The sequence below is a fragment of the Labrenzia sp. PHM005 genome (genome assembly GCF_006517275.1).
In the GTDB taxonomy this organism is placed as follows: domain Bacteria; phylum Pseudomonadota; class Alphaproteobacteria; order Rhizobiales; family Stappiaceae; genus Roseibium.
The window spans coordinates 5,341,082-5,366,470 of record NZ_CP041191.1 but is presented as its reverse complement, the minus strand read 5'-3'; the positions used below and the strand labels follow the sequence as shown (position 1 = coordinate 5,366,470).

At 57.4% G+C, this 25,389-nt stretch carries 22 protein-coding genes; 3 read left to right on the top strand and 19 right to left on the bottom strand.

What is annotated here, in order from left to right:
• Positions 1–63 precede the first annotated feature (63 nt).
• The 10 genes from FJ695_RS24315 to FJ695_RS24270 form a co-directional block, all read right to left on the bottom strand.
• The gene (locus FJ695_RS24315; RefSeq protein WP_141187857.1) at positions 64–1,368 is read right to left on the bottom strand and encodes a BatD family protein; all 1,305 of its coding nucleotides are present in this window, start codon (positions 1,366–1,368) and stop codon (positions 64–66) included.
• Complete coding sequence (locus FJ695_RS24310) at positions 1,365–2,906, bottom strand: VWA domain-containing protein (RefSeq protein WP_141187856.1); 1,542 nt, start codon at positions 2,904–2,906, stop codon at positions 1,365–1,367. Before FJ695_RS24310 ends, FJ695_RS24315 begins: the two co-directional genes overlap by 4 nt.
• Positions 2,903–3,886, bottom strand: a complete 984-nt coding sequence (locus FJ695_RS24305) for a VWA domain-containing protein (protein WP_141187855.1) — start codon at positions 3,884–3,886, stop codon at positions 2,903–2,905. Before FJ695_RS24305 ends, FJ695_RS24310 begins: the two co-directional genes overlap by 4 nt.
• Positions 3,883–4,353 (bottom strand): DUF4381 domain-containing protein, encoded by a 471-nt coding sequence (locus FJ695_RS24300; RefSeq protein ID WP_141187854.1) that lies wholly within the window; start codon positions 4,351–4,353, stop codon positions 3,883–3,885. Before FJ695_RS24300 ends, FJ695_RS24305 begins: the two co-directional genes overlap by 4 nt.
• On the bottom strand, positions 4,350–5,354 hold the full coding sequence (locus FJ695_RS24295) for a DUF58 domain-containing protein (RefSeq protein WP_141187853.1): 1,005 nt from the start codon (positions 5,352–5,354) through the stop codon (positions 4,350–4,352). Before FJ695_RS24295 ends, FJ695_RS24300 begins: the two co-directional genes overlap by 4 nt.
• Before the next feature lie 23 nt (positions 5,355–5,377).
• On the bottom strand, positions 5,378–6,388 hold the full coding sequence (locus tag FJ695_RS24290) for a MoxR family ATPase (RefSeq protein WP_141187852.1): 1,011 nt from the start codon (positions 6,386–6,388) through the stop codon (positions 5,378–5,380).
• 27 nt (positions 6,389–6,415) lie between these two features.
• Positions 6,416–8,107 (bottom strand): alkaline phosphatase family protein, encoded by a 1,692-nt coding sequence (locus tag FJ695_RS24285; RefSeq protein ID WP_141187851.1) that lies wholly within the window; start codon positions 8,105–8,107, stop codon positions 6,416–6,418.
• A 2-nt stretch (positions 8,108–8,109) separates the two neighbouring features.
• Positions 8,110–8,346: a hypothetical protein gene (locus tag FJ695_RS24280; protein ID WP_141187850.1), complete on the bottom strand. Its 237-nt coding sequence runs from the start codon at positions 8,344–8,346 to the stop codon at positions 8,110–8,112.
• 58 nt (positions 8,347–8,404) lie between these two features.
• Complete coding sequence (locus FJ695_RS24275; RefSeq protein WP_247653724.1) at positions 8,405–9,973, bottom strand: arylsulfatase; 1,569 nt, start codon at positions 9,971–9,973, stop codon at positions 8,405–8,407.
• 117 nt (positions 9,974–10,090) lie between these two features.
• Complete coding sequence (locus FJ695_RS24270) at positions 10,091–10,282, bottom strand: hypothetical protein (protein ID WP_141187849.1); 192 nt, start codon at positions 10,280–10,282, stop codon at positions 10,091–10,093.
• Between the two features lie 322 nt (positions 10,283–10,604).
• Between FJ695_RS24270 and yegS the strand changes: the two genes are divergently transcribed.
• The 3 genes from yegS to FJ695_RS24255 all read left to right on the top strand — a co-directional run bounded on the left by yegS (position 10,605) and on the right by FJ695_RS24255 (position 13,501).
• Positions 10,605–11,498: a lipid kinase YegS gene (gene yegS, locus FJ695_RS24265; protein ID WP_141187848.1), complete on the top strand. Its 894-nt coding sequence runs from the start codon at positions 10,605–10,607 to the stop codon at positions 11,496–11,498.
• 243 nt (positions 11,499–11,741) lie between these two features.
• Positions 11,742–12,728 carry a D-erythronate dehydrogenase gene (gene denD, locus FJ695_RS24260; RefSeq protein ID WP_141187847.1) on the top strand — a complete coding sequence of 329 codons (987 nt, stop codon included), beginning with the start codon at positions 11,742–11,744 and terminating at the stop codon, positions 12,726–12,728.
• Entirely contained in the window at positions 12,725–13,501 is a 777-nt protein-coding gene (locus tag FJ695_RS24255) for an SDR family oxidoreductase (protein ID WP_168206476.1), read from the top strand. Before denD ends, FJ695_RS24255 begins: the two co-directional genes overlap by 4 nt.
• Positions 13,502–13,578: 77 nt before the next feature.
• Here the strand turns inward: FJ695_RS24255 and hypF are convergent, their stop codons facing one another.
• From hypF to FJ695_RS24210, 9 genes are read right to left on the bottom strand one after another with little or no spacing between them, the layout of a single operon-like run.
• The gene (gene hypF / locus FJ695_RS24250) at positions 13,579–15,924 is read right to left on the bottom strand and encodes a carbamoyltransferase HypF (protein ID WP_141187846.1); all 2,346 of its coding nucleotides are present in this window, start codon (positions 15,922–15,924) and stop codon (positions 13,579–13,581) included.
• 1 nt (position 15,925) lies between these two features.
• Complete coding sequence (locus FJ695_RS24245) at positions 15,926–17,374, bottom strand: nickel-dependent hydrogenase large subunit (protein ID WP_141187845.1); 1,449 nt, start codon at positions 17,372–17,374, stop codon at positions 15,926–15,928.
• On the bottom strand, positions 17,371–18,399 hold the full coding sequence (locus FJ695_RS24240; RefSeq protein ID WP_141187844.1) for a HupU protein: 1,029 nt from the start codon (positions 18,397–18,399) through the stop codon (positions 17,371–17,373). Before FJ695_RS24240 ends, FJ695_RS24245 begins: the two co-directional genes overlap by 4 nt.
• Positions 18,380–19,747: a sensor histidine kinase gene (locus tag FJ695_RS24235; RefSeq protein ID WP_141187843.1), complete on the bottom strand. Its 1,368-nt coding sequence runs from the start codon at positions 19,745–19,747 to the stop codon at positions 18,380–18,382. The genes FJ695_RS24240 and FJ695_RS24235 overlap by 20 nt, the downstream gene beginning before the upstream one ends.
• Positions 19,748–19,750: 3 nt before the next feature.
• Positions 19,751–21,247: a sigma-54 dependent transcriptional regulator gene (locus tag FJ695_RS24230; RefSeq protein WP_141187842.1), complete on the bottom strand. Its 1,497-nt coding sequence runs from the start codon at positions 21,245–21,247 to the stop codon at positions 19,751–19,753.
• Complete coding sequence (locus FJ695_RS24225) at positions 21,244–22,938, bottom strand: enoyl-CoA hydratase-related protein (protein WP_141187841.1); 1,695 nt, start codon at positions 22,936–22,938, stop codon at positions 21,244–21,246. Before FJ695_RS24225 ends, FJ695_RS24230 begins: the two co-directional genes overlap by 4 nt.
• A 3-nt stretch (positions 22,939–22,941) precedes the next feature.
• Positions 22,942–23,979 (bottom strand): hydrogenase expression/formation protein HypE, encoded by a 1,038-nt coding sequence (gene hypE, locus FJ695_RS24220; RefSeq protein ID WP_141187840.1) that lies wholly within the window; start codon positions 23,977–23,979, stop codon positions 22,942–22,944.
• Complete coding sequence (gene hypD, locus FJ695_RS24215; protein ID WP_141187839.1) at positions 23,976–25,130, bottom strand: hydrogenase formation protein HypD; 1,155 nt, start codon at positions 25,128–25,130, stop codon at positions 23,976–23,978. Before hypD ends, hypE begins: the two co-directional genes overlap by 4 nt.
• Positions 25,127–25,381, bottom strand: coding sequence for a HypC/HybG/HupF family hydrogenase formation chaperone (locus FJ695_RS24210; protein ID WP_141187838.1), 255 nt, complete (start codon positions 25,379–25,381; stop codon positions 25,127–25,129). Before FJ695_RS24210 ends, hypD begins: the two co-directional genes overlap by 4 nt.
• Positions 25,382–25,389 lie beyond the last annotated feature (8 nt).

Genomic DNA, 25,389 nt, shown 5'->3' with positions numbered 1-25,389 from the left:
GTTGGTTACGATAGGCTTTGTCGTTTGAGCACTCCCCGATAGTGAAGGTTTTTTGGGGGGGCGCTAAGACTTTGTTGCATCAACCGGATTAAGAGGTGGCAGGGGTGTTTTGGACCTTCGCCGGATATGCGTTTTCGCTTGATGACGGACATCGGCGGCAGAGGTCTGGATCTGGGTCCAGGCATTCCGGATTTCTGTGTTGGATGCCGGGCTTTTGCTGCCATAAAGGGCCATGCCCAAAGTGGTAAAGGCATGTTCAAGTGGCGTCCAATCAGGTCGAGCCCCGACGGCATCCAGCCGGTTTTTCCAGTCGAGTGCCTTTGCCATGGTCGCGGAATAATCCTGGGTGTTGATAGCCTTTTTGAAGTGCCGGTAAGCAAAATATTCGGTCGCCTCATACTTTACCTTTGCTTCATGGAACATAGTCACAGCTTTTGGGCCGAATTTGCGCAAAAGCCACGCCAAGAGGCCCATCAGTAGCAGCGTGGCAGCGCCCCAATACGCAATTGACCGCCAGTTCAATGCCTCTGATTGGGGTTCTGCCGCCACCGGCGGCCCGGTCACCGTCAGATCGATCGCCGGAACGCTGGCGGTCTCGACCTTGTCGCTGGTGAGGTTGTACCAGAAGAGTTTCTGTTCAGGGATCTGATAGGTTCCGGTGTTTTCAGCGATGATTGTGACGGTTTCTGTGCGGGAGCCGGATAGCTCTCCACGGTTGTCCGTTTCCTTCAGACCGGGGGAGGTAGGATAATAGCTTAGGCCTTCAACCGGGTCTCCGGCTCCCATGGGAGGGACAAACATCGGGGCAACACCAGTGACCTTGATTGTTGTCGTGACTTTGAGTGCGTCTCCTGCAGCGAGATCCTCTGGCGTACCTCCAACCTGACGGGTCAGTGTCAGAGCGTTTGCGGCCAGGAAGGGCGTCAGCTCCTTGGCGCTATCTGGCGCTTCGCCAGTGATCGCAAAAGGTGCAACGTCAACCTCCGCTTTGATTGGCTGTCGTGTATCCGGATCCGCATATGTGATTGTAACCGGGCCGCCGGGGACATGGAACGTGCCCGGCACCATGGGATAGAGCCGGTAGGCGCGTGAAACCCCGGACCAGGTGTCGCCATTGACCCGCTCGCTGGTTGGACTTGAAGCGCGCGATGGCAGCCGGACAACAACGTTTTGTGCTTCGAAGCTTGGAAACACCGGCGGGGTCGGCATCCAGGTCGGCACCAGAATGGTCACGCGAAAGATCAGCGGCTGGCCAGGGATTGCAGTGTCCTGTTCAAGCGTCGTCCGGACGATCGGTTGCGGCGTTTCCTGAGCCTGAACGGCGGCGGAAAACAGCAAAAGGCAAAGGGCGAAGATGGCGCGGATCATTGCTGCCCCTGTGCGGCTTCAAGCGCAAACCGCGACCGCAGAAAGTCGCCCGTGCTGGTGTCCACCGTGCGCATCCATTGTTCGGCGGTTTCAGGAACGGTTTCCGACGTGCTTTGTGGTGGCTGCTGGCTGTCCGTGCCGCGTCCCGCTTCATTGTCATAGACTACATCGTCCGCGCCGATGCCGCTTTCTTCGCCGGTATCGGACTGTTCACGGGTGGTTTCAATGTAGTCGAGAATGTAACGGGCAAGCTCAAGATTGTGCTGAGCCGACTTGTTCTCCGGATCCCGTTCCACGGCTTTTTCGAAAGCCGCAATGGCTGGCCGGTAAGAGCGCGATTTGATCAGCGACAAACCTTCGCCCATCGCGGCATCTGCACTTTCCTGCCAGGCATAGAGCTCTGCTGCATCTTCATATTTTCCGGCCCGGTAGAGCGCGGTCGCCTTCCACATGGGATCTTCGAAGAGATCCGCTGCCCTTTGATAATCCTTGTTGTCGAAGGCCATCCGGCCTTGCTGATCAGGGGTGAAGAACCAGTCTTTCCATCCCTCGGCGCGCGCCTCTACGCCGGAAAATGCAAAACCGGTCGCAACCAAGACCACCGCCCATTGCATGGTCCAACCCCGGCGGAACCAGAAGAGCAGCAGGACCGCAGCGGGCAGGGTGAATATCCAGCCTTCATCGCGCCAGTGCTGTCTTTCATCCTGGGCAAGTGCGGCCTCATAGGCAGATTTGATTTGGCGTTGGATGGTTGCGACATCGCTGCGGTCTGTCGTCAGCTCGACAACGGTTGTTCCAGGTATCTGGTTCAGTTTGTTAGCTTCATTATCGTCGCGGCTGGTAAGCCAAAACAGGACCGGTGCACCGCCTTCAGCCGCGTGCGATCTGAAGGCGGGCAGATCTGCGTCGGTGATCCGGTCGAGCAAAAAGAGGATCGCCCCGGGCGCCTCCTGGGCGGCAAGGATTGCGGTTGCCATGGCAAGGGCTTCGCGCGCTGCTTCACCTTCGTCCGGCATGACACGCGGATCGAGACCTTCCAGGAACGGTTTGGTGACTTCTGGGTCTTCGGTTGGCGGGACAACCTGATGGGCGGTTCCGGAATAGGCAACGAGCGCGGTTTTGGCGCCTGCGCGCTCTTCCAGGAGATCCAGCACCTTGTGTTTGGCTCGCTCCAGCCGGCTGGGCGGAATGTCGGTTGCCGTCATCGACTTGGAAACCTTCAGGACGACGACGAGAGGCGCGGTGTCCGCGACAAGTGGGTTTGCAATTCGCGACCAGGTCGGCCCGGCTGCGGCCAAGACCAAAAGAGCCAACAGGATGGCGACACCATCGATCGGGCGCAGGTGGCGGTTTTCCGGTCTGCCGACGGTAAGCGCTGCGGCCAGATGCGGAGCGATGGCATCTGGTAAGTCAATGCCTTTTGCCGCTGCCCGGCGCACCAGCCACCAAAGAGCGGCGATAGGGACAAGCAACAAAAGCCATAAAGGGCGGATGAAATGAAAAACGGCTAGGATGTCGGTCAGATGGTCGTTGGTCATGCGGTCCTCCGCCGCGCCTTTTGGGCGTGAAGGATGGCAAGCGCACCGATGCCGATCAACGCTGCCAATATCAGAAGCAAATGGCCAAGCGGTTCTCTCGGGCGGAACGAGCGGGTTTCCACTTCCCGCGGTTTTTGCGCGTCGATCCGGGCATAAATCTCAGCAAGGCCGTTCTCATCTCCCGCAAAGTAGTAGGTTCCGCCTGCCGCGCCAGAGATGCTTTTCAAAGTGCGTTCATCCAACCGCTGGTCGCCGGAGCCTTCCGGATCGCCGACGCCGATGGAAATTATTTCTATGCCTTCCCTGGCTGCAATCGCCGCCGCGTTGACCGGGGTCATACGGCTGCCGGTATCGGCGCCGTCGCTCAGCAGGATCAGCAGCCGGTCTTCAATCTCGCTCGCCAGAAAGGTCTTGATCGACAGGCCGATCGCATCGCCCAGAACCGTGTGCGGCCCAGCCATGCCGACTTCGGTTTGTTCAAGCAGCGCACGGACCGAAGCAAGGTCTTCGGTAAAGGGCGCCTGGACGAAGGCCTTGGCGCCAAAGACGATCAGGGCGATCCGGTCGCCATCACGGTCTGAAATGAAGTCACCAACGACCCGTTTGACCGCATCCAGGCGCTGCGTGCGTTCGCCGTCTTGCGAGATGAAGTCGACCTGATCCATTGAGCCGGAGATATCGATGGCAAGCATGACATCGCGGGCCGCCTTTTCCTGAATGATCGGCTCGCCGACACGTTCTGGCGCGGCAAGCGCCGTGACCAAAAGCCCCCAAATCGCGATGGCGGCAAGGTTTTGCAGTGTGGTCCGCCAGAAGATGACCGAACCGGCTTTTGGTGCCTGACCGGCAACCTCCGCAAGCCGGCGGAAGAATGGAAACCGCAACGCCGAAACGCGTTCCTGGTGGGGCGGCACAAGGACATAGACGGCAAGCGGCAGTGGCAGCAGAAAAAAGGCATAGGGGTGGGCAAATTCGATCATGCTGCGGCGCTCTTGTGCGTTTTGATCCAGGTCCGGATCAACGGCTTCAGATCGGCGCCATCACCGGTTTTCTTGTAAGGCGCTTCGGCGACGGCCTTTCCCGGTCCGTCCGAAAAGCCAGTTCCGCCATACGCATGATCCAGAAAGGTGAGCCAATCCGGGCCATGCAGTGCGGCCACGTCCTGACGAACATAAGCTGAGAGGGCTGTCCGGCGCAGAAGTTCGGCAAGCCGCTGCGGATCGTTTGGGCAGGTTGCAAGTTCGGCAAGCGCCTCACGACGGTAGGCCGTCTTCCGGCGCCAGAGCAGGAATTTCCAGTAGCCGACACCAATGAAAACAAGCAAGATTGCACCCAGCCAAAGCCATCCGGCCGTTTGCGGCATCATGGAAATGGGTGCGGGGTCAGGCACTGGCTCCAGCAGATCGATCAGCTCGGCAAGATTGAGGCCTTTGCATTCGTCCGTCATGGCTTGACCAGCTTTTGTGCCGGCGTAAGCCCGGTCAGGCGGCGGACCTGCGGAACGGTTTCTTCACCCGCGCTCAACGGCAGAATCGGGAGACCATATTTTCTTTGCCAGCCTAGGATTTCAGAGAGGCGCCCGGAGGAGAACTCGGCAAGGCGTTTGTGGATCTCGCCGCTGGCCGTATCGAGTTCGATTTGGAGCTCGCCGTCGGAAACGACCAATTTGAGACCAGCCGGGATTTCTTCGGCTATCGGATCGGTTACCGGACACAATATGAGGTCATTGGTGCTGGCAATTCGCCCAACCAGGTGACTGGTTTCTTCGTTGATGCCGTCAAAATCCGAAATCAAGATAACGAGGTGATTTCTCCGGGCGATCCGGGCAGCTGTCCGAAGCGGTACGTTCAAGGACATCTGCGTGTCGATGGCAGGGGCGTCCGCCTGCAACATCTGGTTTGCCCGTACTATTGCCGTCAAGAACTGATCGCGCGCGGAGCGGTTGGCTTTGGGTTTGATTTCTGCAGCGAATTCATCGCCGAAAATTATTCCACCAATCCTGTCGCCTTGGTCGAGAATACGAAAGGCTGCTAGCGCCGCAGCTTCCGCAGCAGTGACCGACTTCATGGCGTGCTTCGTTCCAAAGAACATGGACATGCGCTGATCGACAAGGATCAGGGCAGGGTGGTCCCGCTCTTCGCTGTAAACCCGCACATGCGGCTTGCCGGTGCGCGCTGTGACTTTCCAGTCAATGGTGCGTGGGTCATCACCTGGCAGGTAATTCCTGAGTTCTTCAAAGTTGAGCCCGCGTCCACGCAGGCGTGACGCATGCCGGCCGTTGAAGACGCTAGCAGCGGGCTGTCGCGGCAAAAAACGCAAACCGCGTGCCTGGCTTTCAAGGGCGCGGAGTTGAGGGAGGGTGACATGAATGCGCGGGTCCGCACCGTCTGCCTTGGCAGGCGGTTTGGAATTTAAACCTGACCGTGATCTGGCCGCGCGGTCGTGCATCGTCCGTTTCCTCTCTCTGTCCCCTATGTCAGAGCGACGGTCTTGATGATCTCCTCAATCACTTTGTCCGGGGTGACGCTGTCGCCTTCGGCTTCAAACGTCAACGTAAGACGGTGGCGAAAGACTTCCGGCGCGATCGCCTGAATGTCGAGCGGGTCGACGTAATCACGCCCGTTCAGCCAGGCATGGGTGCGCCCGCATTTGTCCAGTGCAATGGATGCACGCGGACTGGCACCAATCTCAATCCATCGTCCCAGGTCGTCGGAGTACGCAGCCGGTGTCCGCGTGGCATAGACAAGATCGGCCATGTATTTGGCGATTGCCTCGGACACATGGATCGCTGCGATTTCAGCGCGGGCATCGAAGATTGCCGATTGAGGGATTGCGCTCCGCTCCTCCGGTTGGTCCGTCTTTCCGCCAGTGGATTTCTCCGATGTGCTGGCGAGGGCTTTTTGTTCCTCAGCCCGGACCAGTTCGATCACCTTGACTTCGTCTTCAACCGGCGGATAGGTGATCAGAACATGCATCAAGAACCGGTCCATCTGGGCTTCGGGGAGAGGGTAGGTGCCTTCCTGTTCCACCGGGTTTTGTGTCGCCATGACCATGAACAGCGGTTCCATCTTGTGGGTCGTGCCGGAAACCGTCACCTGGCGTTCTTCCATGGCTTCCAGAAGCGCAGCCTGGACCTTGGCAGGTGCCCGGTTAATCTCATCAGCCAGGACGATGTTGGCGAAGATCGGTCCCTGTTCGAAGCGGAACGTGCCTTCACCGCCGGCCTGATGATAGACCTCGGTGCCGGTGACATCAGACGGCAGGAGATCCGGGGTAAACTGGATGCGGCTGAAATCAGCTTCCAGGTTCTTTGCCATTGCCTTGATCGCGCGGGTTTTTGCCAGCCCCGGCAGGCCTTCAACAAGCAGATTTCCGTTGGCCAAGAGCCCGATGATCAGCCGCTCGATCACCTCATGCTGACCGATGATGGATTGCTGCATCCGTTCTCTAAGCGATTGAATTTGTTGAAGTGGAGTTGTCATCGAACGGTCCGCGATTGATCTGAAAAACTATTGTGACTGCAAAACCTCGTCGAGGACGGTACCGCGGGCACCGCTGGGCGCCTTGATCCTCAGGTAGGCTGCAACGGTTGGCGCCAGATCGACGGTCTCAACCCGGGCAGAAACGCGGCTCGCCGCCACGCCGGGCCGGGAAAAGATGATCGGAACGTGTGTGTCATAGGTCCAGGGTGAACCATGATGGGACGCGACATGAAGGCCGTCGAAATCGCCCACAAACCAGTGGGGCTCGAACACAACATAGATATCTCCGGACCGCGAGGCATGAAAATTTGCCAGGACCGCATCGCTGACAGCCGTCTTGGCAATTGCTGAGCTCGCCAGATCTTCGCTGGAGATGGCGTAAGCAATCGCGGGCATCTTTTGCAGCTCCCTGGCAAGGGCTCTGGCAACGTCTGCCTTCTTCAGCCCCTTGTCCATAATCAGCTGATCGTTGAGATAGACGTAGGGCTGTGAAAAGGAGGCAATAAGCTCCTGAGCCACGCCAAACTCGGCAATCAGAGCTTGGGCTGCAGGTTCCTTGTCAATGTTATCGAAATTGAAGTAGCCAGCCGGAATGCCGAGATACTCCAGATAGCCTGGGACCTCGGCAGCGCCATGATCAGCGGACAGGACAACCAGCGTATTCTTTAGGCCTATCTTTTCATCCACGTGATCCAGCAGCTGACCAATTGTCTGGTCCAGCCGACGGAGATTGTCCTCTGCCTCCAGGCTGGATGGGCCAAAGATATGGCCGACATAGTCCGTTGATGAAAAACTGACTGACAGGTAATCGGTGACATCATCCGCACCGATCCCTTCACTATCGATCAGCGATTTTGCGAAGGATGCCGTCAGTTCATCGCCCGCCGGGCTGAGTGTCAGGAATGTTGTGTAATATTTGCTGTCCCAAGCTCCGAATGGATGGGGAAATGTGCGGCCGAACCCCGGAAAATTGGTTTCCCAGTTCGCGTCGTCAAATTCGAAAAACCGATAAGTATCTTTTGCGTCGGACAGATTCCAATCGGTAAAGGCATAGGCCAAAACATGGCCAGCATCGTTCCAATGGTCGACCCAATTCGGGTAGGCATCCATGTAATAGCTGGACGTCACGAAACGGCCTTCGCTTTTTGAAAACCAGTAGGCGGTGCCTGCGTGTCCAGCCATGGAAATGGCACCGCGGTCCTTGACCGAAACACCAAATACCTTTGACACACCCGCATTGGCGATCGCGATTTCATCGGACAGGGTTGAGGACAGGATCGAGGCGGGCGAACGCCCATCGGACGTTGCAGCCCGTTGGGTCGGATCGATTTCAGTCGATTGATCTACGCCGGACTTCGCTAGTAGCGGATAGTCGGGATCTTGGACATTGTAGAAGGGTTTGCCGGTGGACCGGTCATACCAGAGATTGGCAACCATACCATGGACTGCGGGATCAGTACCGGTTGCAAGCGTAGTGTGGCCCACAATCGTCTCGGTGTTGGCATGCCGATGATGGGCGTTTGTATAATAGATGCCGTTTTGAAGCAGGCGTTTGAAGCCCTTCTCGCCAAAGTTGGCAATGTTGCGGTCGATCAAATCGCCCCGGAGCTGGTCGACGGTGATCTGCAACACCAGCTTGGGCAGCTCTTCAGCCACAGCCTGTAAAGGCGCAAGCGCACATGCCGCCACCGCACCCAATGCCGCCCGTCTGTTCGTCATGATCAGAGCGCTGACTTGATCTTCTTGAAGGCTTTCGCCAGCTCGTCGCCGAGTAGGGAGGTTGCTTCGCCGATGTTTTCGGCAGACTCGCCAAGCTTTGCCTTGGCTTCGAAGGCGTCCCACTTACCTTCAAGTTCATTCCACTCGTCCTGAAGCTCCTTGGAGCCCAAATGGATCTTGAGTTTGACCTCATCGCGGGTCTGTTTCAGTTCATTGATCAATGCGTTGATATCGGCCACGAGATGCGCCTCCCTTTCGAGCAAAGGGGCAACGGACGTTGCCCCTTTTTCTCAGATGTTATTTTGAACCAGTTGAGTTCACCATCATGTCCATCACCTGATCGATGGAGAAACTTGCCGGCTTTTGCCGGGGCGGGAACTCTTTGAAGGTTGAGAGAAAACTCGCGACATAGGCTTGAGCGGGAACCAGGAAGAAAATTCTGTCGATCATCCAATCATAATAGGTGTTGGATGTGACATGAGCCCGTTCATAAGGATCCCGGCGCAAATTCGTGATGAGCGGAACGCGCAAGGGGGTCCATGGCTCGATCCAGGCCCTAAGTGTTGCGTATTCCTTTTGCTCCAGGAAGATCGCTTTCCAGTCTTCGTAGCGAAGCGCGGTCAGTTCACCCGTATCTGCGAAATAGAAGATTTCTTTTCGAGGCCCTTCGTCAGTCTCGCCGGTCAGATGCGGCAGGAAGTTATAACCATCGAGGTGAACATTATATTCGCGGCCAATGGCCTGAACGCCGCCCGCTTTTAGTTTTTCCTTGATATCCGCATCACCTGCAGCTGCCAGGAACGTCGGCAACCAATCCATATGATGCATGATTTCGTTGGAAATCGAGCCGGCTTCAATCCTTCCAGGCCAGCGAACCATGGACGGCACCCGCCAGCCGCCTTCCCAGTTGGTGTTCTTCTCGCCGAAGAACGGTGAGGAGGCTGCATCCGGCCAGGTGTTCATATGCGGGCCGTTGTCGGTCGAATAATGGACGATGGTGTTGTCCGTAATGCCGAGCTCATCCAGAAGGTCAAGCAATTGGCCGACATGGCCGTCATGCTCCAGCATGGCATCGCCATATTCATCTTGGCCCGAAATGCCCCGGATTTCGTCCTTGATGTGCGTGCGGAAGTGCATCCGCGTGCCGTTCCACCAGACGTAAAACGGTTTGCCCTGATCATGCGCCCGGCGGATGAAGTCGATGGCGGCTGTGATGGTTTCATCGTCAACGGTTTCCATCCGCTTTTTGGTCAGCGGGCCGGTGTCTTCGATCGTGCCGTCAGCCGAAGACTTGATCACACCACGCGGGCCGAAGCGCTCCCGGAACGCCGGGTCTTTCGGATAATCCGGGTTTTCCGGCTCTTCTTCCGCGTTGAGGTGATAAAGGTTGCCAAAGAATTCATCAAAGCCGTGGTTCGTTGGCAACATCTCATCCTTGTCTCCAAGGTGGTTCTTGCCGAACTGGCCGGTCATGTACCCGTGGGGTTTTAACAGCCCGGCAATCGTTGGATCCTCAACCTGCATGCCGAGGTCCGCACCCGGGAGCCCAACCTTGGAAAGGCCGGTTCGGAACACGCTTTGACCCATGATGTAGGACGACCGGCCGGCGGTGCACGATTGCTCACCGTAATAGTCGGTGAACATCATCCCTTCCTTGGCGATCCGGTCGATATTGTCGGTCCGGTATCCCATCAGGCCGAAGGTATAGGCGGAGATGTTGGATTGCCCGACATCGTCCCCCCAGATCACCAAAATGTTTGGTTTGTCTGTTTGTGCCAAGGCTGGCAGGGCGCCTGCGAGCGCAATCGCGCCAACAAGACCCGCAGTCAACCCTCTGGCCAGAAAACGCATTCCAAATGTCATCATTGGTTCCTCCAGGCTGCGTAATGTCCGTCCGAAAATGAAAAACGCGATATTTTTGAAGATTATGAGAAGATCAGATGATCAAATCAGCTTTAGGTCAATGGATAAGGTCAAACTCTATTATTGCCGATTTTGAAGCCGGTCCAAGAAGACCAAACCAATGTTGATGATGCCAAAGACCAAAATGGCTCCGAAAACAATGGCACCGAACTTTTTGGTCTCAATACCAACCGGGATATTGAACAGGAGCACTGACATTCCGGCCAAGGCGAGTAGCATAATCAATGTGATCATCGTGTCTCTGAGATTCATGAGGTACCTGCTTTGGTTCGAGTGCTTGTCTTTCTCTTTCAGCGCGTCAAGCTCGGTGCGCAGTTCTTGAATTGCAGTTGGAATGGCATCAGTCGCAGGGCTCGCGGCACCATTCCAAGGATAGCTGTTATTGCTTTGGGCAGCGCCACAAGCGGCTACGCTGGCAATCAACCGGATCGCTCTCAATCAACATACCCTGTTTATCTGCCACAACTAGAGCGCTAATTGTCAGCAACATGTTTCATCTTTCGTATTCGGTTTTCCAATTCGTCTGGTGAGGATAAGCTGAAATTTGCGCACGTGACCATTGGGGAGCCTTATTTTGTCCAAGTCAGTCCTGTTGCTGAATAAAAAACACTGCATGCGCGAAGACCTAACGGTGGCCATCAAACAAGTTCGGGCCGAAGGTTATGATTTGGACATCTCCATTCCCTGGGACATCAATGACATCGGCAAGCTGTTCGATGATGCCATGGAAAAAGGTGCCAGCCGGATACTGACGGCCGGCGGCGATGGCTCGTTAAACGGAATAACAAACCTGATTTTGGACCGTGGCGCAGAGCGCGAAGTCGCGTTAGCGCTGCTGCCTCTTGGGACGGCAAATGATTTTGCAAGAGGCGTGGGTATACCGAGCAATGATTTAACCAGCGCCCTGCGTTTGGCGGTTTCCGGCGGCGAACACCTAATTGATGTCGGAGTGGTCAATGACCGTCATTTCGTGAATGTCGCCAGCGGTGGCATTGGCGCGGAAATCACGTCGACAACACCTGTTGAACTCAAACGCCTTTTGGGTGGCGCGGCCTATTCGATAATGGGGCTGATCAAAGCCACCCAACTTCAGCCTTATAGTGCCCGGATCTCGCTTCCGGACGGGCAAACCGAGGATGGAGAGGTGCTCGTCATTACCATTGGCAACAGCAAGTATGCTGGTGGTGGTTTCGAAGTTGCGCCAAAAGCAAGCCTCACGGATGGCTTGCTGGATCTTGCCGTTGTCACCAAGCCGGAGAATGAAGGGTTTGATCAACTCGTTGAGGAGTTGAACGATCCGTTCAACGAAGACAATCGATCGCTCCACTACCGGCAACTGGCGGAGTTTGTCATTGAGACAAAGCAGCCGTTGCCACTAAATTTGGATGGCGAGCCCATGCTAGAGACACGATTTGAGTTTGGTATCAAACCGAAAATTCTGAGAATGGTTCTGCAGAATGTCTTTTGAGCCTTTATTCGGACCTTTCCGACGGACGCCGCGGTTTTCACAGAGCCGTAGTTGGGTGCCTTAGCCAGTTTCCGCAGGTGAGAGCGCGCCTAAAACATGATGACTTGCTCACCTGTCCCTCTCCGAAACAAGCTGTTTTTGATGCTGGCAAGCCACCGACTGCATGACCCTAACTTGCAATTTTGGGTTCGAAGCTGCGACTAATACTCTGAACTAAGCAAATGATGCTGGAGGAGGTCAGGCATGCATGTGCTGGTAATCGGCGCGGCCGGCATGGTGGGGCAGAAGATTTTGGCTCGACTGGCGGACGACCCGGCTGTCTTAGGAATGGAGATCAGCCGTTTGACGCTGGCTGATGCCATCGCTCCAACAGTGCCTACAAGTCTGAGTGACATCGCCAAGACAATGGTTGTGGATCTTGCAAAGCCAAAAGCTGCCGAGGCTTTGATTGCAGACCGACCGGACTTGATCTTTCATCTGGCCGCAATTGTTTCTGGCGAGGCGGAAGCTGAATTCGAAAAAGGGTATGCCGTCAATCTGGATGGAAGCAGGCAGCTGTTTGAGATCATCCGCACGGCTGCACTTGAGGCGCCCTACTATCCACGACTCTTGTTTGCATCTTCGCTGGCCGTTTTCGGCGCTCCGTTTCCTGAGAAAATTAATGACACGTTTTTCACAACACCGCTGACCAGCTACGGCACGCAAAAAGCAATTACAGAACTGCTTTTGGCGGATTACACGCGCAAAGGCATTTTCGATGGGATCGGTTTGCGGCTGCCGACGGTCTGCATCCGGCCGGGCAAAGCCAACAAGGCGGCCTCCGGTTTCTTTTCAAACATCCTGCGTGAACCATTGGCAGGCCGTGAGGCCGTCCTGCCCGTGGACGAAAGCGTACGGCATTGGTTTGCAAGCCCTCGTGCGGCTGCCGGATTTTTTGTTCATGCCGCGCGGCTAGACACCGCTCTGATTGGACCGCGGCGCAACCTCACGATGCCGGGGCTTTCTGCAAGTGTTGGCGATCAGATTGAGGCCTTGCGCCGAGCTGCAGGCGAAAAAGCGGTGGGTCTTATCCGCCGTGAACCAGATCCCGGCATTCAAAACATCGTCGCAGGCTGGCCAATGGACTTCACCGCCGAACGGGCTAGAAGTTTGGGATTTGAAGCTGAAACAAGCTTCGATGACATTATTCGTATCCATCTAGAAGATGACTTGGAAAGCGCGCAGGAATGACGATGACAGGATCCTTCAGCACAGAAAAAATAGCCCTTGTCACCGGCGGCGGAACGGGCGTTGGCAAAGCCATTGCCCGCGGTCTGAGTGCGGATGGTTGGCAAGTGGCGATCACGGGCCGGCGCAAAGACGTGCTTGAAGCAACCGCGGCGCAGCTTTCTGAAGAGACGGGAGCGGAAGTTTTGCCGATTGTGGCCGATGTCAGCGACCCTGCGTCCGTGACCACGCTGTTTGAACATATCAGCAAGACCTGCGGCCGGTTGGATCTCTTGGTCAACAATGCGGGTATCTCCAACGCTCCAGTGCCGCTTGAAGACATCTCTTTTGAGGATTGGAGTGCCGTTGTTGGCGCCAACCTCACCGGTGCGTTCCTGTGCACCCAGCACGCATTTCGATTGATGAAGGCGCAAGACCCGCGCGGCGGACGGATTATCAACAATGGATCCGTTTCGGCAACAACGCCTCGGCCGTTTTCAGCGCCCTATACCGCGACGAAACACGCGATCACTGGCCTCACAAAATCGGCAGCGCTGGATGGACGCCCGTTCGATATTGCCTGTGGTCAGATCGACATCGGCAATGCAGCCAGTGACATGACAGCCAAGATGAACGACGGGGTTCCTCAAGCCAATGGCGAGACCGCTAAGGAGCCGACAATCGACCCGCAGCATGTCGCGGACGCTGTCGTCTATATGGCTGGCCTGCCGCTGGATGCCAATGTACTGACCATGACTGTAATGGCGACAAATATGCCGTTCGTTGGCCGGGGGTGATTTGGTCCTCACCACATTATTCTGGTGGTGCATCCCAAGAATTTGGTCGTTGACTTATCCATCTGTAATACAATGTTTTAGCGCGCGACCGCGGCAATAGCTGCTTGGCCGAGCGATAGTCCGCCGTCGTTTGCTGGAAATTGCCTGGGGAAGAGAACTTCAAAACCACGGCCCGTGAGAGAAACCAGAAGCCCATCGGCCAGGATAGCGTTTTGCAGGACACCGCCTGAGAGAACGATGCGGGAGATGTTGCGCTCGCCCGCGAGTTTCGCGGCGGTGCTGCTCAAGGCCTGTATCAACCCGAGATGAAAACGGGCTGAGACTTGTCCTGGGGCAACGCCGTTTTGGAGGTCTTCGCAAAGCGTCTCCCAAAACGGTGTCCAGGAGAGGACAACGGGGTTACCGGTTGAAACATCTACTGGATAATAAATCCTATCGGCGAGATATGGCCGGGCGAGGGATTCGAGAAGCGCTCCGGTCTGACCTTCGTAGCTTTGCCGGTCCGGGCAGACGCCAACAGCGGCAGCGACTGCGTCAAACAGCCGTCCGGCGGACGATGACAGCGGGGCATTGAGACCCTTGCTGATCATCTGGGAGATCACAGCCAGGTTCTTGTCTTTGAACCGCTGTCGGAGGCTAGTAATTCCTGGTTGATCCTGCCAGTTCTCGCCAAAGGCCATGTGAAGATGGGCGGCCAGGTTGCGCCAGGGTTCGCGAACAGCAGCAGCGCCGCCAGGAAGCGGAACAGGAAGAAAGTGGCCGGCACGTTCAAATCCCTCATAGCCGCCGATGAGAATTTCACCGCCCCAGATCGTGCCGTCGCTGCCAAGGCCGGAGCCGTCGAGGACAATGGCGAGGGACGGATCTGCGCCTGGAGAAATACCGTGTTCAGCCAAACATGCAGCCAGGTGGGCATAGTGGTGTTGGATTTCGATCAGTGGGATGTTTTTGTCGGCAGCCAACCTCCGGCCGATTTGCGACGACAGATAATCCGGGTGCGCGTCGACGGCGATCTGCTCCGGTTCAAAATAATAGATCTGCCGGTAAAGACCGAGGTTTTTCTCAAAGTCTTCCAGCACCCGGCGGCTTTCCAGGTCGCCCATGTGCTGCGAGACAACAGCTTCTCCGTCCCGCAGCAGACAAAAGGTCGATTTGAGTTCACCGCCCAGGGAGAGAACAGATGGCAAGTCTTTGAAACCATCTGCTAGAGCAAGCGGGGCAGGGGCAAGGCCGCGGGCGCGGCGCAGGATCACCGGGCCGGACCGGTCCATCCGCATGACGCTGTCATCCAGCCGGTTGACGATCTCCCGGTCATGCATCAGGAAACCGTCGGCGATTTGCGCCAGTTTGGCAGCCGCTTCCTGATTTCCGATGACCTGAGGATCTTCAGAAAGATTGCCCGAGGTCATGACGATTGGTCCCGACACGGCGGCCATCAAGAGGTGATGCAACGGGGTATAGGGCAGCATGATGCCGCACTGATCGAGGCCCGGCGCCAAACTATCAGAAAGGCCTGGACGTCCCTCAAGTTCCGCCCGCACGCGCAGGAGCACGATCGGCGCGGCTTTGTCTTCCAGGAGTTCGGCCTCTTGATCGCTTACATGGCAATAGGTGCGGGCTTGCTCCACGTCCCGGACCATCACGGCAAGCGGTTTGTGCGGCCGGTGTTTTCGGTCTCGCAAGCGGTCGACCGCTTGCGTGCTGGTTGCGTCCGTCGTCAAATGAAAGCCGCCGATGCCCTTGATGGCAATGATATCACCAGCTGCAATTCTATCGGCCGTCCAAGCAATCGGATCGTCCGTCTTGATGTTCGCGCCGCCCACCTCACACCAAAGCTTGGGTCCGCAAGCAGGACAGGCGTTCGGCTGGGCGTGAAAGCGCCGGTCCGCCGGGGTGTCGTATTCGCTTTGGCACTCGGTGCACATGACGAAGGGCGCCATTGATGTGCTGGCGCGGTCATAGGGAATGCCGCTGACGACGGAGAGCCGGGGACCACAGTGGGTGCAATTGGTAAAGGCGTAGCCGCTACGGCGGTCGGCGGGGTCAAAGATTTCTGCAACGCAATTGGGGCAGGTGGCCGCGTCCGGGACAATGCCGGTGGCGACAGAGCCGCCGGCGCTGGCGATAATTTGGAAGTCTTCTGGTGGCGTGCTTGTGTTTTCTGAAAGGGCTTGTGTTTCTACGCTTTCGATCCGGGCAAGCGGTGGACAGTCGCTTTTCAGCCGGTCGAGAAACCGGTCGACATGAAACGGCGCGCCCCAGACCTCCGCCAAAACACCTTCAGCATCATTGAGCACATGGCCGGTGAGGTTTTCTTCGTTGGCCAAACGCCAGACGAAGGGGCGGAACCCGACGCCTTGCACCAGTCCCTTGATCCGGACCTGGAGCGCTGTCGTGGGAGAAGGGGCGGTTCGGCCAGTCATCTCAATGCACTGTGCAGACCATGCAAGGATCAAACGAGCGGACAATGTGCTGAACGGCAACCGGATCGGTTTCACCTTCCCTAACCGGAGCACCGACCAGCGCCTGTTCCAAAGGGCCCGGGGTGCCGATCCGATCCCGCGGGGAAAAGTTCCAGGTTGTTGGCGCAATAATCTGATAGTTGGCGATCTTGCCGTTTTTAATGCTGAGCCAATGCCCGAGAGAGCCACGGGCGGCTTCTGTGAGGCCGATGCCCTCTGCTTGATCAGGCATGGCCGTGTGATCGATAAACGCCCCGCCGGGCTCCAGCTGGGAAATCCAGTCTTCCATAGCCAGGACAGTGCGCGCGATTTCAAGAAGGCGGGCGACGACCCGTGTGTGCACGGAACCACCATGACGGGCAACGAGATCGCGGATCAAAGGATGGCCGTCGATCAGCTGGCGGGCAAGCGCTCCGGTCTCCATGATCTCACCGTCCAAGCGGGGCGCCTTGCACCAGGAATAGGCACTTTCCTTGTCCGCATCCGGGTCTGTGGTACCCGCTGCCGGAGCTTCAGGGCCATCGGGTTTGTACCAGCTGGAGGTCAGGTCTTCGGCCACCGAATGGGGCGAAAAATCTGTCGGATCACCATTCCGCCAGACACCTTGAGCAAAGAGCGGGGTGCCTGCCATTTGATAAGCGCCGTAACTCAGATAGTTGCCGGAGGACCGTCCCAAGGCAGACAGGTCGAGAGATTCCGATACGTGAAGGAAACGGCCGAAGTCGGAAGTGTTCGGGGCTTTGTTCGCGAACCAAGCCTTAAGCGCCTCTCCACTCTCCAAGGAAACAATCTGTTTAAGCGGAGCGCCGAACAAGGTTCGTTCCAAAAAACGCCGGAACGCGACCAGAACAGCTTTTAGGCGGGCCGTTTCTGCGGCCGCCACAGTACGGGTTGATCCGCCGGGCTGGATGGACAGTGTGTGCGGCCATTTGCCGGCCAGGATCCCCATGATGTGCAGAAACTGGGCCCGGGCCGGCAGCACCGTTTCCACCGCCGTTCCCTTCATCGCGGTGAAGCGGCTGGAAATATCTTCAAACCAGGGTTCGGATTGATACACCGGCCGGGCAAAATCCGGCATGAAGAACAGATAGAAATGGGTCAGGTGATCGGCGATATTTTCCACCGCATGCACCAGATTAACCGCCAGGCTTCCGTTGCGCGGCGGTGTAATATCCATCGCATCTGCGAGCGCATGGGCAGCGGCGACGGATTGGGAAACAGAACAGATCCCGCAGATCCGGGGCGCATAGACCAAGGCATCGAGCGGCGGTTTGTTTAAAAGAATGCGCTCAAAACCCCGGTAAAGCGGCGAAACAACCTCAGCGCTGGTAACCGTGCCATCACCACATTCGATGCGGACTTCCAAGTCTCCTTCGACCCGGTTGAAGGGACCGACAACCAGGCGGCTCATGAGCGTGGTTTCCGTTTGTCGGAAGGCGGCACGGACAGGTGGTCCGCCGTCGCATTGTGTTTTAGCCGCACTGGTGTCGCGGCTTTGGAGAGAGAAGCCAGCGCAACAAACCAGGCTTTGGGCATGTCAGTGGGAAGACCAATGGGAATGCCAGCAACTTTAGGTGTTTCCAGGAAGTCGTGTCCCGGTTCCTCAAACTCCGGTGCTGTGCAATTGATGCAAGGATAATTGCCGTCAAGGCAGGACCCGGAGCCGTTCCAGGCACGGATGTTACAGTCCGCGCGGGCCTGGGTACCCTTGCAGCCGAGGTTCTCCATCATGCAGCCTTGGTCGCACAGACGTTCGGCGCTTGCTTTATACTCATAGAACTCGTTCCGCGCACAGCCGTGATGCACCAGATGCATGGTGTAGGAGAGTGGCCGAGTCCATTCATCCAGATCGGTCGCAGAATAAGTATTAGCCGCGATCTGGTGCAATGTTTCGCACAGCCAGCCCGGATGGATCGGGCAGCCGGAAATGTTAATCACCGGCAGCCCGGCCGCAGAACGGAAATCACCGCCCAGCAGTCCGCCCGGTTTGCGCCCCTCATAAGAAAGCCCGACCGCATCGCCCGGGTTTTCGCCAGCGGCCGTAATGCCGCCATAGGCGGCACAAGAGCCGACCGCGACGACATAGCGGGCCTTTTCAGCCAGTTGCCGGATCCACTCCATCATCGGTTTGCCGGTGCCGGGCATCATATGAAATCTGCCAGTGCCATTCGGTCCGGACATCACCGACCCTTCTAGGCACAAGATATCGAGCGGTTTGCCGCCGCCAGCGAGGTCTTCCATCAACGAGACAACTTCGCGGCCGCTGGCCTGGCTGAACGAGGGATGCCAAAGGACGTCGATATTGGCGGCCTCCATGGAGGTCATCAAATCCGGGTTTTCAGCGCCCAAGGCCGATTGTGAGCAGCCGCCGCAGCCGCCCGATTGAAGCCAGAAGAGGCTCAACGGCGCCTTTGAGTCATTGGGGCGAAGAGACATGTACCGGGATCCTTAAGGTAAACTCCGCCCCGCCATCTGGGCAATTGGCAGCCTGCAGATCACCGCCTTGTTTCAAGGCCATGTTGTAGCTGACATAAAGACCGAGCCCCGTGCCGCTGCCGATCGGCTTGGTCGTGAAAAAGGGTTCGAACAACTTGTCCATCGCCGCCGGTTCGATGCCGGATCCGTTGTCCGCAACCTTGATCGCGATCATGCCGTCATCGTTTTCGCAGATCACCCGGATTTTGCCGTCAGAACACCCTGAAAGAACGTCGGCAGCATTTTGCACCAGATTGACCACGATCTGATGGATGTGCCCCTTATGGCCGGTGACATCCAGGCGGTCCGGTCCGATGAATTCGATGGCGGGTTTGATCCGTTGGGCCTTGATCACCCAATCGACGGCGGTGTGCACCAGGCGGATGATGTTGAAGGTTTCCGGTGCTTCTTCCTGGTTGCTGGAAAACCGGCGCAGATCTTCCACGATATCGCGGACACGCTCGGCGCCTTCCTGGGTGCCGTCGACCAGCGGCTCTATGTCCCGCAGAACTTTGTCGATCTTCAATTCCTTCCGCAAATCATCCAAGTCCGCGCGCGGCAGTCCATCATCACAGGCGGTCAGATACTTCCGGATCGCCGCGCCATAGCGCTTGAGAGCGTACATGTTGCCGAAGACAAAGCTGATCGGATTGTTCAATTCATGGGCAACACCGGCAACCAGCCGGCCGAGCGCAGCCATTTTTTCTGAGACCAACAGGCGTTGCTGGGTTTCGCTCAACTGTTCCTGTGCGGCATCCAAAGCCCGGTAGGCCCGTTGCAATTCGCCGATCGGACGGCCAACCATGACCATGCCGGCGAGACGCCCGCGCGGGTCGCGCCGCGGGGTGCAGCTGAGGGCGACCACGGCCGGAGGCCCATCTGGAACCGAGATTGCGGCATCACAGGGTGCCACTTCCTGACCGCTGATCAGACTGTCCAGAAAACCCGCGACGGTCGGCTGACTGTCCTTGGTGAAGAGATCGGAAAATCGGGTACCTAGGAGTGTGATTTCTTCGCGGTGCGTGATCGTTAGAAGTTGGCGGTTGACCTGTTGAATGCGTCCTCTGGCATCACAAACGATCAGGACATCGGTCATCGCGCCCAGAACGGATTGGATGAAGGTGTCGGCTTCCTCCAACTTGGCGTTTTTTTCTTCCAGCTCCGTTTGGGAATCGACCAGATCGGAATAGACCTCATCCATCTTCTGGATTACATCGATCCAGACATCCTCGCTGGCGCCGTCGGAAGCCAGATTTCCCGGCGGGGCCGCTGTGGGAAGGATTGCGGATTTTGAACGGTCAACGGCCATGGTTTATCCTGTGGTGGCCGTACTCTTGCGCTTTGCCGGCAGGGGCTTGACGTTTTCCAGCCCGTAGCGCTCCAGCTTACCACGCAGCCCGACCCGCGACAGTCCAAGTTCGCGGGCCGCCTTGGATTTGTTCCAGCGGTGGCGGATCAAGGTTTCCTTGATCACTCGGGCTTCCAGTTCCCCGATGCGGTCTTTCAAGGAACCTTCCAAGGAAATTAGGCCGGGCAGCATATCCGGTTCATCGCGGCCAACGGGATCGGCTTGCAAGATATGCCGTGACAACAAGTCGGCGCCCAATTCGCTATCCTCATCCCCCATCACCAGCATCTGCTGGATTTCGTTCTGCATTTCTCGGACGTTGCCCGGCCAGCCGTAGGCTTGCATGCAATCAATCGCCTCTTGCGACAGTCCCGAAACGATCTTTCCAAGCTGGGACATTGCCCGATCAAGGAGGGCGTGTGCAAGCACGGGTATGTCGCCTGGGCGGTTCTTCAAGTCAGGCAAACGGACAACGATCCCGGCAAGCCGGTAATAAAGGTCAGCCCGAAAGCGTCCGGCCCGGACTTCGTCTTCCAGATTCTTGTTGGTCGCAGCAATCACGCGGACATCGATCTTGCGGGTTTTGGCACTGCCAACCGGTCGGATCTCGCCCTCCTGCAGCGTTCTGAGCAATTTGACCTGGAAGGCTGGAGAGACCTCGCCGATCTCATCTAGGAAGACTGTGCCGCCATCCGCACGTTCAAACAAGCCTATATGGTCTTCAACCGCGCCGGTAAAGGCGCCGCGTTTGTGGCCAAACAATTCGCTTTCCAGAAGTTCATCCGGCAAGGCGCCGCAGTTCTCGACAACAAAGGGTTTGTTCCAGCGCAGCGAACCGTAGTGCAACGCGCGGGCGGCCAATTCCTTACCCGTGCCCGATGACCCGGACAGAAGCACGGGCACATCGTAGGGCGCGACCTGGCGTAAGGTCTTGCAGACCTCATCCATCGGGCTACCGGCGCTGCGGATGATGCCGTCATCGAAATCATAATCCTGGCGGAGGCGTTCCTTGTCCTTGGTGACCCTCTTCGAGACCCCCGAGGGCGACATCTTCAGTTCTACGGCCAGCAGCTCGTTTTCCCGCTGGAGGGTGTAAAGCTTGCAGGCGTTTTTCAGCGTTAGGATAAGGTTTTCTGGATGCCAGGGTTTGGTGATGTATTGGTAGATCCCGGCTTCGTTGACACCGTCGATGATGTCATGGGCATCGGTATAGCCGGAAATGATCATCCGGATGGCATCGGGCCAGCGATGGCGGACGGTTTTCAAGAACTCCACACCGGTCTGTTCAGGCATGCGCTGATCACACAGAACGATCTGTACCCATTCCTCTTTCAGGATTTTTGTTGCCTCGCCAACCGTTGAGGCGGTCTTCACATCGAAATCTTCATCCAGGATGCGCGAAATGGATTCAAGCGCGCGGATTTCGTCATCAATCACCAGAATTGTCGGGAGGTCGGTCATGGCAGGGCCCTCGATGTTACCGGCTGGCCGGACGGGGAGGAGCGGTGATGAGCGAGGGAGCGGGGTGTGCGCGACTTCACCACCTTGCGGACAAAATTATACCGGGCGACGTGATAGCTTGGATCGAACCCAAAGAAGTTCTTACGCATTTTGGCAAGTTCGGCGGCTCGGTAGGTTTCCAGCGGTTTGACAGCCTCGTCCCGTTCCCGCGTATCTGCTTTTTGCTGAAGGCGGTCTGTGAGATCTGTCTGTGCAAGTGCGCTGGCCCTTTCACGGACTTCGGCCTCAAAGCTTTTCTGTCCAGCTCCTAAGACCTTATCGGCCAGGCCAAGGGCGAGCGCTTCTTCTGCACCCATGGGCAGGCGGGCTTCGCTGATGCGGGCAGCGTTGTCCGGTCCGGCATATTTGGGCAGGAGATAGGTCCAGTACTCCGACCCATAAAGATTGCCCATATCCTTGTAATGCGGATTGAGGATCGTCTGAGGCCGGATCCAGATTTCATCGGCGGCGCGTGCAAGAAACACCCCGCCTGCACCCGCATTGCCGCGCAGGCCGGAAATGATCCACTTGTCTGTTGTCCGGATCACGGCTTCAGCCAAGTCATCAATTGCCTGAATATTCTGCCAGCTTTCTTCCGCCGGACTTCTGGCCGCTTCGATCAGATTGAGATTGAGGCCGTTTGACCAGTGATCGGACCCACCCATGAGTATCAGAACCTTGGCCGGGCTTGCAGCTGCTTCTTCAAAAGCGTCTTTCAAACGGCGGCAGGCATCTGTGCCCATGGCGCCGTTGTAAAAATCAAAATGCAGATAGCTGACACCGTCCTCGATCTCAAAGAGGATGTCCTTGTAACCATCCGGCAAGTCCGGAAGGTCTACACATTCGTCTTCGAAGACTTGTGTCATCGGTAGTTTGATCGATGTTTCCGAGGTCTTCTTGCCGTGCCCGATCCAGAGCGCACCGTCAGTTGTCTTCAGCGCGAGCGCCGGACCGGAGCGGGCGAAGGGTGTGCCGGGTGTGAGGGAGCAGGGAATGGGCCCGTCAAACGGCCGTGCATCGAACAGGCGCACGGGTTCATCGAATAGATTGTCCAAAAGGCCGGGCATGCCGTCGGCTGAGCGGATCTTTTGCAAGATGGTTGCCGTCGTATCTATTTCCCAGTTGATGACCCGTTCACTCTGCTTGACCGACGGCCGCCAGCGGGAACACGCCGAATCCAGAGGTTCCGGCTGGGCGCCAGCTTCCAGCTTCTCCAAGGCTTCAAACACGGCTGAAGCGGCCGCATCGGTAACCTCGTGCCTGTAGAGGCTCGACTTGGAGGCTTTTCGAAGCGGGAAACTCCGATGTGCCCAGATAGGCCCGGCATCCAGGTCTTTGACCGCCTGTAAAACGGTCACGCCCCATTCGTTCTCGTCCTCAAGGACCGCCCAATCGAGCGCGCTGGGGCCACGGTCGCCAATGGGGCCTGGATGAACGATCAGGCACAGGGTCTTTTCGAAAACTTCCGCTGGGATTGCCCGTTTCAGGAAAGGCGCCAGAATGAGATCGGGCTGAAACAAGCTGACGGCTTCCGCTGTCACGGCATCATTGACGTCAAACTCTACCGACACCTCATGCCCGGCCGCGCGCAGGTCGCAATGAAGGCGTTGGGTGAGGGAGTTGAAGCCATGACAGAGAAGCAGAATGCGCATGGCTCAGCAGATCCTCGGAAGCTGTTCGCCGGAGAGCCAGTCGACAACCCGCAGACCGCCGATACCGGTTTCCATCTCAACCAGATGTGCCGCATCGTCTGTGACGGTGCCGATCCGCGCGGCGTCCTTGCCGAACGGATGGGCTTTCATGGCCGCCAGCAGTGGTTCGGCATCCTCCGGCTCGCACAGGCAGATGAGTTTGCCTTCATTGGCGACATAAAGCGGATCAAGGCCGAGGAGTTCGCAGGCCGCGGCCACATCCGGTTTGACCGGGATGGCCGCCTCATCCAGATGCATGCCGACTTTTGCGGCCCGTGCGATTTCGTTCAAGGTTGCAGCCAAACCGCCTCGGGTCGGATCTCTCAAGACCGCAATGCCGGGTGCCGTGGCCACCATATCAGCCACCAGTGTGTGCAGAGCGGCGCTGTCTGAACGGATTTCGGTCTCGAATTCCAGATTCTCGCGTTTTGATAGGATCGCAACGCCATGGTCGCCAATGCTTCCGGACAGAAGAATGGCCTGGCCGGGCTGGGCCCGCTCAATGGAGACATGAACGCCCTCCGGCACCACGCCCAAGCCGGTCGTGGTGATAAAGACACCATCGCCCTTGCCCTTTTCGACCACCTTGGTGTCACCGGTCACGATCGGAACGCTTGCTTCCCGCGCAGCGTGGGCCATGGAGACGACAATCCGTTCCAGATCGGCCAACGGGTAGCCTTCTTCCAGAATGAAGCCGGCGGTGAGGTAGAGTGGTTTTGCGCCTGCCATAGCGACATCGTTCAAGGTGCCATGAACGCTGAGCGAGCCGATGTCGCCGCCGGGAAAGAAGATCGGCGAGATCACGTGGCCGTCGGTCGACATCACCAGCCGCCCGGTCGGTGTGTCCAACAAGGCCGCGTCGTTTCCCTGTGCCAGGATCGGATTGCCGAGGTGTTTTTGAAACAGACCGGTGATCAGCTCGGCCATAGCCCGGCCACCACCGCCATGGGCCATGTCGATCGTGCCTTTCCGCCGCGAAACAGTGGTGTCGATGGCGTTCATGCCGCCGCTTCCTTCTGCTGACGGGCGGTTTTGTCGCGGTAGCGGCCATAGGTCCAATAGGCGGCACAGGCGCCCTCCGAAGACACCATGCAGGAACCCATCGGATTGTCTGGGGTGCAGACCGTGCCGAAAAGCTTGCAATCGGTCGGTTTTTTGACCCCGCGCAAGATGGCTGGGCACTCGCAGGATTTCACTTCGCGGGACTGTTTCGGCGAGACCTCAAACCGGCGTTCTGCGTCGAAATCTGCATAGTTTTCGCGGATCTGCAGGGCGCTGTAGGGCACGGGGCCGAGGCCGCGCCATTCAAAGCTGGTGCGCAGTTCAAAAATATCGGACACCAAGGCCTGAGCCTTGAGGTTGCCCTCCCTGGTCACGACCCGTGTGTACTCGTTCTCGACCTCATGGCGGCCCTCGTTGATCTGGCGGATCAGCATCAAGGTCGATTGCATGACGTCGAGCGGTTCAAACCCGGCGATCACGACCGGTTTCTGAAATTCCTCGGCGAAGTATTCATAAGGTTCGAAGCCGATCACCGAGCTGACATGGGAGGGGCCTAAAAATCCGTCAATCTGCACGGTGCCGAGTTCGCGGACTTCCGGAGATTGCAGGATGTGGCCGATGGCGGAGGGCGTCAGAACATGATTGCAGAAGACGGAGAAATTCTTCAGGCCTTCTTCTTCCGCCTGTTTGATCGCAACCGCAGTCGGCGGGGTTGTCGTTTCAAAGCCGATGGCGAAAAAGACAACCTCGCGCTCCGGATTGTCGCGCGCGATCTTCAGCGCATCCAGTGTGGAATAGACCATGCGGATATCGGCGCCGTCTGCCTTCGCCCGGATCAGGCTGCGCTGTTTGGTGCCGGGAACGCGCATCATGTCGCCATAGGTGCACAGGATCACATTGTGCCGTTCGGCGATCTCCACCGCATCGTCCAGGCGCCGGACCGGCAAAACACAGACCGGACAGCCGGGGCCATGCACGAAATGGACATTCTCCGGCATCAGGTTTTGCACGCCATAGCGGAAGATCGCATGCGTGTGCCCGCCACAAAACTCCATAATGTTGTAGGTGCGGCCTGGCTTGGCTTCACGCTGGATCGCAGAGGCAACCGATTTTGCAAGGTCCTTGTCGCGGTATTCAGCTACATATTTCACTGGGCACCTCCCGTGATCTCTTCCAGCTCTTCCTGCAGCACACCGGCTTCGGCCATCATCTTCAACGTGCGGGCCGCTTCCTCTGGGCTGACCTTGTGAAGCGCATAGCCGACATGAACCAGCACGTAGTCGCCGACTTCCAAATCTTCGACGAGCGCGGTCGAGATTTTCTTTTTGACGCCTTCCAGGGCAACGACGGCCATGTCGTCACCGGAGAGTTCAGTCACCTTTGCTGGGATCGCCAGGCACATTTGTCTCT